This window comes from Stenotrophomonas sp. P5_A9 (assembly GCF_056400525.1).
Genome location: NZ_JBFULC010000020.1, coordinates 1 through 11165, shown reverse-complemented (window position 1 = coordinate 11165; position 11165 = coordinate 1). Strand labels below are relative to the sequence as shown.

The following is an 11165-nucleotide window of genomic DNA, read 5'->3' as shown; positions in this document are numbered from 1 at the left end:
TGGGGCAACGCGAAGAACAGAACAAAACTGACTCCGCGCTGAACAAAATAAAGAAAGTGCAGATTGTTCTTGCAAGCCCCGAACCGGTGTACTACCTTACTACCACACCACTGCCCACCAACACTAAACAGGCCCGCCATGAACACCAAGATCCTCGCCATCGCCATCGCCCTCGCCGCCGGTTCCGCGTTTGCTTCGAACGTGCAGGCCGCCGCCATCACCACCCTGGATACCCTGCAGGTCCGCCCGTCGGCCGACCAGATTGCCCAGGCCGAGGTCGAGCGCAGCAGCGCCATCCCGACCCTGGCCCTGGTGGAAGTCCGCCCGACCGCTGGCCTGATTGCCGACTACCGCGCCGAACTGGCCGGCAGCCGCCGCGTCACCACGCTGGCCTCGGTGGAAGTGCGCCCGACCGCCGAACAGCGCCAGGCCCTGGCTGCCGAACAGGTCAACGATCGCGATTACGTCGCCACCCTGACCGCCGCCGCCACCGCCGTCGCCCGCGACGTGATCGTCAACCTGCCGGCCCTGCAGGTGCGTCCGTCGGCCGCCGATCTGCAGGCCCTGGCGCTGGAAACCGCTGTCCAGGTGCTGGTCCGTCCGTAACCGGTTGCTGCGGTAACGCGCAGCAGCCGCGTAAACTGCGGCGATGACCGCGCCCACGTTCCACGTCATCCTGTTCCAACCCGAAATCCCGCCGAACACCGGCAATGTGATCCGCCTCTGCGCCAACACCGGCGCGCGGCTGCATTTGATCGAGCCGCTCGGTTTCGACCTGAGCGACAAGCAGCTCAAACGCGCCGGCCTGGACTATCACGAATACGCTCGACTGCAGGTGCATCCAGACCTGGCTACCGCCCTGCAGACCATCGCACCCCGGCGACTGTTCGCCCTCAGTACCCGCGGCAGCGTGCGTTACGACACCCAGCAGTTCGAAGACGGCGATGCCTTCCTGTTCGGCCCGGAAACCCGCGGCCTGCCACAGGACCTGCTTGACGCACTCCCCGATGGTCGGCGCCTGCGCCTGCCGATGCAGCCGGACAACCGCAGCCTCAATCTGTCCAACACGGTCGCCGTGGTGATGTACGAGGCATGGCGCCAGAACGGGTTCGCCGGCGGGGAATAGCACGCCGTGCCGACCAACGGTCGGCACCTACCGGTGACACAGGCACCTGCCGGCCGCGTAGCACCTGACCGTTGCTCAAGTGGCCCGTTCAACGGTAGTGCCGGCCGCTGGCCGGCTCCCGACACCGCCGACACCCTTAAGCCGACACCCTTAAAACGCGTTGATGCCCGTCAGCTCGCGCCCGATCACCAGCTGGTGCACGGTCTCGGTGCCCTCATAGGTGATCACCGATTCCAGGTTCAGCGCGTGCCGAATCGCCATGTGTTCGGTGGTGATGCCCGCGCCGCCGAGCAGGTCGCGGCATTCGCGCGCGATGTCTATCGCCATGCGGCAGTTGTTCCACTTGGCCAGACTGACCTGCTGCGGATGCAGCTGCCCGGCATCCTTCAACCGCCCCAGCTGCAGCGCCAGCAACTGCGCCGTGGTGATCCGCCGGGCCATGTCGGCCAGCTTGATCTGCGCGCTCTGTGTGGCCGCCACCGGGCGCCCGAACAGCACCCGTTGCTTGGTGTAGTTCAGCGCCTCGTCCAGGCACGCCACCGCGGCCCCGATCGGGCCCCAGCTGATGCCGTATCGGGCTTGGTTCAAGCAGCCCAACGGGCCCTTCAGGCCCTGCACGTTGGGCAGGCGGTTGCGCTCTGGCACGCGTACGTTGTCGAAGAACAGCGCACCGGTCAGCGAGGCACGCAGGCTCATCTTGTGCTTGATTTCCTGGGTAGTGAAACCGGCCATGCCCTTCTCCAGCACGAAACCCTGGATGCCGTCTTCGGTATGCGCCCAGACGATGGCGATGTCGGCCACCGGGCCGCTGGTGATCCACATCTTGCTGCCGTTGACCACCCAGTCGCCGCCATCGCGTACCGCACGGGTCTTCATCGCCGCCGGATCCGAACCGCCATGCGCCTCGGTCAGGCCGAAGCAGCCGATCACCTTGCCGGCGGCCATGTCCGGCAGCCAGCGCGTGCGCTGTTCCTCGCTGCCGTAGGCGAAGATCGGGTACATGCACAGCGAACTCTGCACCGAGACGAAGCTGCGCAGGCCAGAATCGCCGCGCTCCAGCTCCTGGCAGATCAGGCCGTAGCTGACCGCGTTGAGCCCGCCACCGCCGTACTGCTCGGGCAGGCTGGAGCCGAGCAGACCGAGCGCGGCGATTTCCGGGATCAACTCGTCCGGAAAGCGGCCCTGGTCGAACGCGTCGCCGATGATCGGCAGCACGCGCGCGTCGGTGAAGCGCGCCACCGTGTCCTGCACGGCACGCTCCTCATCGGTGAGCAGGGCGCGGACATCAAACAGGTCGTACGGATTCAGTGACATGGCTACCCGGGCATGAAGGCGATCAAACAGGGGGCCATTGTGGTCGCTGCACCGCATCCGGCCAAGGCACGCCGCAGCACGGCCGCGGCAATGACGCGACCGCAGGTGCTGCCGGCGGCCCACCCAGGTAGAGCCACGCCGTGCGTGGCTGGCTGGCTGGCAGGCGCCATGAGCGCCGTGCGCAGCGGACGACACGTGGCGCTACCCCCACTCAAGATTGCGGGCGCATCGGCATTGGTGCGCCGCACCATCGGCATGCGTGAAGCACGCACTCACGTGGCGTCAACGTCGGCGATCTAGGCGGAAACGCCGCGTCCGGCTACCCTGCACACCTGATCCAGTAGTTGCGCCGTCTGCCGCGCGCGCGATTCCCAGGCAACCGCCAGCGGCTTTGGCCGACGGCACTACCCAAGAGTTACGCACCCCCATGAGCGAAGAGACCCCCGTCCTGCCCCCGCGTGAAGCCATGGAATTTGACGTGGTGATCGTCGGCGCCGGCCCCGCCGGCCTGGCCACCGCGATCCGCCTGCGCCAGCGCGCGATCGAGGCCGGCCGCGAGTTGTCCGTGTGCATCCTGGAGAAAGGTTCCGAGCCGGGTGCGCACATCCTGTCCGGCGCGATCATGGACCCGCGCGCGCTGACCGAGCTCTTCCCGGACTGGGCCGAGCGCGGCGCGCCGCTGAAGCAGAAAGTCACCCGTGACGAGTTCCTGTTCCTCAGCGAAACCGGCGCGCGCGGCACCCCGCATGCGCTGCTGCCGGAGTGCTTCCACAACGACGGCAATTACATTGTCAGCCTGGGCGAGGTGACCCGCTGGCTGGCGCAGCAGGCCGAAGCGCTGGAAGTGTCGATCTTCCCCGGGTTCCCCGCCGCCGAAGTCCTCTACACCGCCGAAGGCGCGGTGATGGGCGTGGCCACCGGCGACATGGGCATCGAAAAGAACGGCACCCCCGGCCCCAATTTCGAACGCGGCATGGAACTGCATGCCAGGTACACGATCTTTGCCGAAGGCTCGCGCGGCCACCTTGGCCGCCAGTTGATCGCGCGCTACCAGTTGGATGCCGGCAAGGACCCGCAGGCCTACGGTATCGGCATCAAGGAACTGTGGCAGATCGATCCGGCCAAGCATGAGCCGGGCCTGGTGGTGCATGCCGCCGGCTGGCCGCTGGACAACGCCACCTATGGCGGCGCGTTCCTGTACCACGCCGACGGCGGCAAGGTGTCGATCGGCTACGTGGTCGGCCTGGATTACAAGAACCCGTGGCTGAGCCCGTTCGAAGAATTCCAGCGTTTCAAGACCCACCCGTCCATCCGCAAGCACCTGGAAGGCGGCAAGCGCATTGGTTACGGCGCGCGCGCGATCACCGCCGGCGGCCTGATGTCGCTGCCCAAGACGGTGTTTCCCGGTGGCGCGCTGGTCGGCTGCGAGGCCGGCTTCCTCAACGTCAGCCGGATCAAGGGCAGCCATGCGGCGATCAAGACCGGCATGCTGGCCGCCGATGCAGCGTTCGATGCGCTCGCCGCCGATCGTCAGCACGACGAACTCAGCGCCTACCCGGCCGCGTTCGAGACCAGCTGGCTACATGAGGAGCTCAAGCAGTCCAAGAACTTCAAGCAGTGGTTCAAGAAGGGCCAGACCGTGGCCACGCTGATGACCGGCATCGAGCAGTGGCTGCTGCCCAAGCTCGGCATCCGCAACCCGCCGTGGACGCTGCGCCACAGCACCCCGGACCACGCCTGTCTGGAGGCGGCCGACAAGCACGCCAGGATCGTCTATCCCAAGCCCGATGGCGTGCTCACCTTCGACAAGCTCAGCTCGGTGTTCCTGAGCAGCACCAACCATGCCGAAGACCAGCCCAGTCACCTCACGCTCAAGGACGCCAGCGTGCCGGTGCGGATCAACCTGGCCGAGTATGCCGGCCCGGAAGCGCGCTACTGCCCGGCCGGGGTGTACGAATTCGTCGGTGCGCAGGGCCAGGAGCAGCTGCAGATCAATGCGCAGAACTGCGTGCACTGCAAGACCTGCGACATCAAGGACCCCACCCAGAACATCGTCTGGGTGACCCCGCAGGGCGGTGGCGGCCCGAACTACACGGGCATGTGATGCGACACGCCTGCCTGCTCGGGGTCGCGCTGTGCCTGTGTGCGTGCACGCGCACTGCGCAGACGCCCGAGCAGGTGCATCAACAGCAGCTGCAGCGCGCGTTCGCGATCTGTGCCGGATGCCACACCGTCACCCCGGGTGGCGTGCATCGTTTCGGTCCCAACCTGCACGGGGTGGTCGGGCGTCGCGCCGGCAGCCTGGCCGACTATCCCTATTCCACTGCAATGCGCCAGGCCGACATCACCTGGAGCACGGACACCCTGGATACCTTCCTGCGCGCGCCGGCCGCCGTTGTGCCGGGGTCGCGGATGGTCAATGCCACCGCCGATGCGGAACGGCGGCGTCAGGTCATCGAGTACCTGCAGCAGGCACGCTGACCGTCAGTCCTGTTGCAGCGACGCCAGGTAAGTGCGCAGGGCGGCATCGAAGCGCTCCAGTTCCTCGCCGCAGGCATCCACGCCGTGCACGCCGACCTGCTGCATCAGCGAACGCGCCTGTTCCACCAGCACACCGGCACCGAGGGTGCCCAGCCCGCCGACAATGCGGTGCAGCACCTCTGCCACCGTGTCACTGTCACCCTGCGCGCGAGCCGCCTGGGCGCGGCGCAGGTCCTCTTCGGTGGTGCTGCGCATGCTCTCGATCATCACGCCGGCCACATGCTCGGAACCGAAGCGCTGCACGATCGCCGTGCGCGTCGGCATCGCGCCCGACGGTGTCGCCTGCGGGACGGCCACCGGCGTTTCCTCGTGGCCGGGCAGCCAGCGCAGCAGCACCTGGCGCAAGGTGGCCAGCGCGACAGGCTTGGCCAGCAGATCGTCCATGCCGGCCTCGCGGCAGCGTTGCAGGTCTTCGGCGAGCGCGCTGGCAGTCAATGCGATCACCGGCATCCGCGGCAGGCCGCGCTCCAGTTCGCGTTCGCGCAGGCGCCGGGTCATGGCGTAGCCGTCCAGCACCGGCATCCGGCAATCGGTGATCACCAGGTCGAAGTGTTCCTGCTCCAGCAGCGCCAGCGCGTCCTGCCCCTGCGCGGCAAGCGCGTAGGCAAGGCCGAGTTGCTGCAGCCGCCAGCGCATCAGCGCCTGGTTGGTGGGATGGTCCTCCACCACCAGCACGCGGTACTGCCGCAGCGTCTCCGGCAACGCACCCAACGGCTCGCCGTCGCGTGCCGGGGCCGCATCGGACTCCATCGCCGGCACCCGCGGCAACAGCAGGTGCACCACCACTTCAGTACCCTCCCCGGGCACGCTGTGCAGTTCCAGGCTGCCGCCCATCAAGGCGACCAGCCGCTGGCAGATGCTCAAGCCCAGCCCGGTGCCACCGTACTGGCGGGTGGTGGCGATATCGGCCTGGGCGAAGGGCTTGAACAGGCGCTCGCGCTGCCCCGGTGAGATGCCGATACCGGTGTCGGTCACCGCCAGACGCAGCCGCTGCGCGCCATCCTCCTCGTCGGTCACGCCCAGCGCGATGGCAACGCCGCCCTGCTCGGTGAACTTGATGGCATTGCTGAGCAGGTTGAACGCGATCTGGCGCAGGCGCATGCCATCGCCCAGGTGCATCGGCGCCACCGCCACATCGACCTGCAGCTGCAGTGTCAGCCCTTTGGCCGCGGCCTGCGGCGACAGCAGCTGCTGCACGTTGTCGAGCAGGCCGCGCAGCGCCAGCGGCTGCAGTTCCAGGCGCAGCGCGCCGGCTTCGATCCGCGAGTAGTCCAGGATGTCGTCAAGGATGTGCCGGAGCATCTGCGCCGAGTCCTCGATCACCGCGATGATGCGCCGCTGTTCGCCATCGAGCGGGGTATGGGCCAGCACTTCAAGCATGCCCAGCACTCCGCTCATGGGCGTGCGGATCTCATGGCTCATCGTGGCCAGGAAATCGGACTTGGCCGCGGTCGCGTGCTCGGCCGCAGCCTTGGCGGCAGCCAGCGCATCGGCCTGTGCACGTGCCTCCGTGACATCCACCCAGTACCCGCTCCACAGGATTTCACCGGCATCGACCGCGTAGGGCAGCGCGCGCGAGCGCACCCAACGAAGGCTGCCGTGTGGGCTGGTGCGGAACTCGATGTCCAGCGCGGCGAAATCGCGTGCGGCGTGGTCCAGCGCCTGGCGGACACGCTCGCGATCCTGCGCATCGATGCAGGCCATCAGCCGCTTCTCGTCCGCCATCGCATCGGCCACGCTCAAGCCGAACAGCGCTTCCAGGTCGCCGGCGATGTACGGGAAGGAGAACTCGCCACGGCTGTCGCGCCGCGCCTGATACACGGTGGCCGGCAGGTTGTCGGTCACCCCGGCAAGGCGCTGCTCCAGGCGCCGGCGCATGCCGACCTCACGGCGCAGCCGCCAGTAGCCCCAGCCGTGCACCAGGATGGCGGTCAGCAGCACCAGCGCCAGCGGCACCGCCCAGCGCGCGATCGAACGCCAGTCCACCTCGCTGTGGTACTCGGCCGACAGCCAGTCACCGCGAATGGCTTCATGCTCGCGCGGGCTGAGGTTGACCAGCACGCGGTCGAAGGTGGTCGCCAGCGGCGCGTACTGGCGCTTGACCGCCAGCGAAAGGCGGTCGGAGAAGCCAGCCGGCGCGGTCACATGCAACTGCGCGGGGTATTTCTCCCGCACGATGCGATCGGTGGTGGCCAGATTGCCGATGTAGGCGTCGGCGTCCCCGTGGGCCAGCCGCGCCAAGGCCTGCTCGGCACTGCGCGCGGGCACGATGCGCGCATTCGGCGCGTGCTGCAGCACGTAGCCGCGCAGGCGCTCGGGATCGGACAAGAGGATGCTGCGCCCGTCCAGATCGGCCAGGGCCAGTACCGAGGGGCTGTCGGCGCGCACCACGATCACGTTGGGCACGGTGATGAAGGGCTGGCTGAACACCCAGTCCGGCCCGAGGTAGGCCGAATCATTGGGAATGCCCATGATCACGTCGACCTCGCCCTTGCGCAGCTGCTCGCGCACCTCGAACCAGTCGTGCGCCGGTACCTGCGCCAGGTGCGCGCCGACCATGCGCAGTTGGCGCAGGTAGTCGCCCGCCACGCCGCTGGGCTGTCCGGCGGCATCGATGAAGGCCAGCGGCGCGGCGTTGGGCGCGAACGCCATCCGCAGCGGCGTGGCCAGCACCTGCTTCTCGGCATTGCCCAGGATCAGCCGCGACCGGGTGGACCACTGCAGCGGATGCAGCCAGCGTTGGGCCAGTGCGTCGTGTTCGCCGCGGGTGACTTCGCTGAGCGCGCCATCCAGTGCTTCGGCCAGCGGCTGCTTGGCATTGGGAACGCCGAAGTGCAGACGCTCCGGTGGCAGGTCGCTGGGCCGCAGCAGGGTGACCTGGCGCATCGCGTGCTGGTCGATCAGCATGTTGGCCACGTACGCGTTGCCGATGTATACGTCGGCTTCGTTGCGGCCGACCATGTTCAACGCGGTCAACGTATCGGCGGCGGTGACCTGCAACGCGGCCGGAAAGCGCGCGCGCACCTGGTCGCTGGTGACGAAGTCGCGCTCGGTCACCACGCGCAGCCCATGCAGGTCCGGGTCGGTGGAGGTGCGGGTGTCATCGGGGCGCCCGACCACGGCCAGCGGCGCATCCATGTAGGCACGGGTGTAAACCACGCATCGGGTGCGGTCGGCGCTCAGGGTGATGTTCATCACCACATCGATTTCGCCTCGACAGGCGGCATCGAGCACCTCGGCCCAGCTGCCGTACCTGCGCACGTCCACCCGTACCCCGAGGCGCCGCGCGAGCAGGCTCAGGTAGTCGTAACCCAAGCCCTGCGGACGTCCATCGTGCATCGATTCGAACGGCGGCCAGCCGCTGTCGTAAATGCCCAGGATGATGGTAGGGTGCCGACCAAGCCATTCACTCTGGCGGGATGATAGCGACGCCGGCGCGGCCGGCGCGTCCGCCCCCACCGCCAGCATCGGCACGAGGGCAAGGACCAGCAGCAACAGCCAGCGGGCAACCGGAGTACGCATGCGGTCTTATCTCCGTAGAATGATGTTTCCACCACGGCACGGCCCGAGCGGCGTCCGCCTAGGCGACCATACTAGTCCATGACCCTGCGCATCATCATCGCTGACGATCACCCGGTGGTCCGTATCGGCACCAAAGCGGTGATCGAAGCCAGCGGCGTGGGTGTGGTGGTGGCCGAGGCCAGCAGCGCCGACGAACTGCTCACCGCATTGACCACCCAGCCCTGCGATGTGCTGGTGACCGACTACTCCATGCCGGGCAGCCAACAGGCCGACGGCTTTGCCATGATCGGCATGATCCGCCGTCGTTTCCCGGACCTGCCGGTGCTGATGTTGAGCGTCTCCAACAACCTGGCGATCCTGCGCATGGTGGTCTCCATCGGCGTGCTCGGTCTGGTCGACAAGACCTCCTCGATGGAAGAACTGCCGCTGGCCATCCAGACCGTGCAGCGCGGCTTGCCCTACGTGAGCCGCACGCTGAAGGAGCGCATTGACGCGATCGGCACGCACAACGTCGATGAGATCAGCACCAAACCGCTTTCGCCCCGCGAGGTCGAAGTGCTGCGCCTGCTCGGCAGCGGACTGACCGTGAAAGAGATCGCCCTGCAGCTGCACAAGAGCGTCAGCACGATCAGCCGTCAAAAGGGCGATGCCATGCTGAAGCTGGGCCTGAAGGGCGATGCCGAGCTGTTTGACTACCTGCGCGACGGCGAAATCTGATAAATCGGTCACACTTTTAGCTCAACGCATTCCCCTCCCCTTGTGACGGGGTTGGCAGATATGCCATGATGTCGCTGGATGAGTTCCTAATGCGAGGTCGAAGGAATCGGCCGGCTCATCTACCACGCTCCCCCGTCATGGGCCGGGGCGTCTTACGCGTCGGCCTTCCTGCCCGATGCCCGCAGATCCATGGAGAGGCGCATGAACTTCCTTCCCGCCGTCAGTCCGAGCCTTGTGCGTCCGCGCGTGCGCGTGGCGTTGGTCGGCCTGTTGGTCGCGCTGCTCGCCAGCGCATGCAGCCCCTCGCCTTCGACCGCGTCACCACAGGGCGCCTCCGCGCCACGACAGGATGTTGCCCCGATGCAGAGCACCCTTACTCCCGCCGCTACCGCCACGCCGCCCGATGCCGGCAGCGTGCTGTATTTCATCTACCAGGTCGACGGCGATGGCGCGACGTCATATGAAGTTGCCAATGGCGCGGTCGCGACCTTCTGGTTCGGCCATGCCTTCGAACTGGGCGGCACCAGGTACTACACCGGCTTTGCCTGGAACACCGTGGCCAAGTACGGCAAGCCGGGCGAAGACGAGGCCGGCCCGGAGACCCAGGTAACGCTGACCGAAGCCACCTTCACCCTGACCGGCACCAAGGCCGACAAGCCCTGGGTGTTCAAGGGCATGGAACGCTCGATCGGCAAGGTCGGCGCCTACGGCAACCCGCCCACCATCGACAGCAAGCGCAAGCCGGTCGAACACCGCACCGCCGGTGGCAAGCTGCTGCTGGCGGTACCGACCAGCAGCTTCGAGGCCGGCACCAGCATTGATGGCTACAGCATCCTGGTGTTCAACCCGGACTACGCGCAGGACAAACAGGACGACCGCGTCTGGGCCTACCTGGGCTCGGTCACCACCGGCGAAGACAACGCCGCCGCCTGCGACGAAGGCCAGGCCATGCCGTGCATCGGCAGCGATGGCGAACTGGCCTTCAGCGCCGTGGCCGGCAGCGATCTGCCCGCGATCCGCGTCACCCGCACCGGCACCACCTTCGACGGGCCGGATGCAACGCGTCCGATGGGCCCGCAGGACACGGCGACCTACGCCTACGATCCGGCCGCCAAGGCATACGTACAGAAGTAAGCAGCAAGCAGGACCTGTTGACCGACATGTTGAAGACTCATGGATGAGTCCGGTTGGCGTACTGCGGCATAGGCCGCTCCAACAACCCCAGAGGAAGACGTCATGGCACAGCGTGACTACAGTAAAAAGGAAGTTCTCGACATCATCGAGCAGGTCGCACAGCGCAAGGGCATCCCGAGCGAGGATTTCCTGCGGTTTGCGCACATCGAAACCGGCGGCCGCTTCGACGAGCGCGCCGAGAACAAGACCACCCACGCCAAGGGCCTGTTCCAGTTCCTGCCGTCCACCGCAGAACGTTACGGCCTGAAAGGTCACGAGTTCGATCCGACCCGTAACACCGAAGCGGCCGCGGAGATGTTCCAGCGCAACCTGACGGACATGCAGAAGCGGCACGACCGCACCGGGCATCCGTACCTGTCCGGCGAAGACAAGCCGACCGGGCTGGACCTGTACTTGGCGCACCAGCAGGGCGAGGCCGGTTACGGCTCGATCCAGACCGCGATCGCCACCGGCACGTTCGGCGTGGTGCGCGACCGCCATGGCGAGCAGATCGACATGCGGCCGCGGATCATGGCGCAGATCGGCGATGACGTCCAAGCGCTGACCGGCCACAGCCGTGCCGACATGCGCAAGATGAACGACCACGACCTGGCCGCCAGCTTCGCCCAGTACTACGACCGCAAGTACGATGCGATCAGCATCCCCGAAAAGCACGTCGCCCCGCTCACCGAAGGCCACGCGCGCCCGGCCCAGCAGCAGGCACCGTCTGCCCCGACGCAGACGGCCACGTCGCCGGCGCAGACCGCCGGCG

General features: G+C 67.2%; 9 protein-coding genes. 7 read left to right on the top strand and 2 right to left on the bottom strand.

Annotated features, from left to right (window positions below; genetic code table 11):
- The first annotated feature begins 138 nt into the window (after positions 1–138).
- Together AC1DR7_RS08370 and trmL are read left to right on the top strand one after the other, a co-directional pair.
- Positions 139–606 (top strand): XAC0231 family protein, encoded by a 468-nt coding sequence (locus AC1DR7_RS08370; RefSeq protein ID WP_457318391.1) that lies wholly within the window; start codon positions 139–141, stop codon positions 604–606.
- Positions 607–649: 43 nt separating this feature from the next.
- Positions 650–1126 (top strand): tRNA (uridine(34)/cytosine(34)/5-carboxymethylaminomethyluridine(34)-2'-O)-methyltransferase TrmL, encoded by a 477-nt coding sequence (gene trmL, locus AC1DR7_RS08365; protein WP_256775278.1) that lies wholly within the window; start codon positions 650–652, stop codon positions 1124–1126.
- Positions 1127–1276: 150 nt separating this feature from the next.
- On the opposite strand, the gene AC1DR7_RS08360 is transcribed toward trmL, so the two are convergent.
- A complete protein-coding gene (locus tag AC1DR7_RS08360; protein ID WP_457318390.1) occupies positions 1277–2440 on the bottom strand; it encodes an acyl-CoA dehydrogenase family protein in 1164 nt (387 codons plus the stop codon).
- 427 nt (positions 2441–2867) lie between these two features.
- On the opposite strand from AC1DR7_RS08360, the gene AC1DR7_RS08355 reads away from it, so the two are divergent.
- Positions 2868–4544, top strand: a complete 1677-nt coding sequence (locus AC1DR7_RS08355) for an electron transfer flavoprotein-ubiquinone oxidoreductase (RefSeq protein ID WP_478052571.1) — start codon at positions 2868–2870, stop codon at positions 4542–4544.
- Positions 4544–4921, top strand: coding sequence for a c-type cytochrome (locus tag AC1DR7_RS08350; protein ID WP_457318388.1), 378 nt, complete (start codon positions 4544–4546; stop codon positions 4919–4921). The genes AC1DR7_RS08355 and AC1DR7_RS08350 overlap by 1 nt, the downstream gene beginning before the upstream one ends.
- 3 nt (positions 4922–4924) lie before the next feature.
- Here the strand turns inward: AC1DR7_RS08350 and AC1DR7_RS08345 are convergent, their stop codons facing one another.
- Positions 4925–8503 carry an ATP-binding protein gene (locus AC1DR7_RS08345; RefSeq protein ID WP_457318387.1) on the bottom strand — a complete coding sequence of 1193 codons (3579 nt, stop codon included), beginning with the start codon at positions 8501–8503 and terminating at the stop codon, positions 4925–4927.
- 78 nt (positions 8504–8581) lie between these two features.
- Between AC1DR7_RS08345 and AC1DR7_RS08340 the strand changes: the two genes are divergently transcribed.
- The 3 genes from AC1DR7_RS08340 to AC1DR7_RS08330 form a co-directional block, all read left to right on the top strand.
- The gene (locus AC1DR7_RS08340; protein ID WP_256775283.1) at positions 8582–9220 is read left to right on the top strand and encodes a response regulator; all 639 of its coding nucleotides are present in this window, start codon (positions 8582–8584) and stop codon (positions 9218–9220) included.
- A 201-nt stretch (positions 9221–9421) separates the two neighbouring features.
- Positions 9422–10354, top strand: coding sequence for a hypothetical protein (locus tag AC1DR7_RS08335; RefSeq protein ID WP_457318386.1), 933 nt, complete (start codon positions 9422–9424; stop codon positions 10352–10354).
- Between the two features lie 102 nt (positions 10355–10456).
- A partial coding sequence (locus AC1DR7_RS08330) for a transglycosylase SLT domain-containing protein (RefSeq protein WP_478076443.1) occupies positions 10457–11165 on the top strand: 709 nt, incomplete at its 3' end.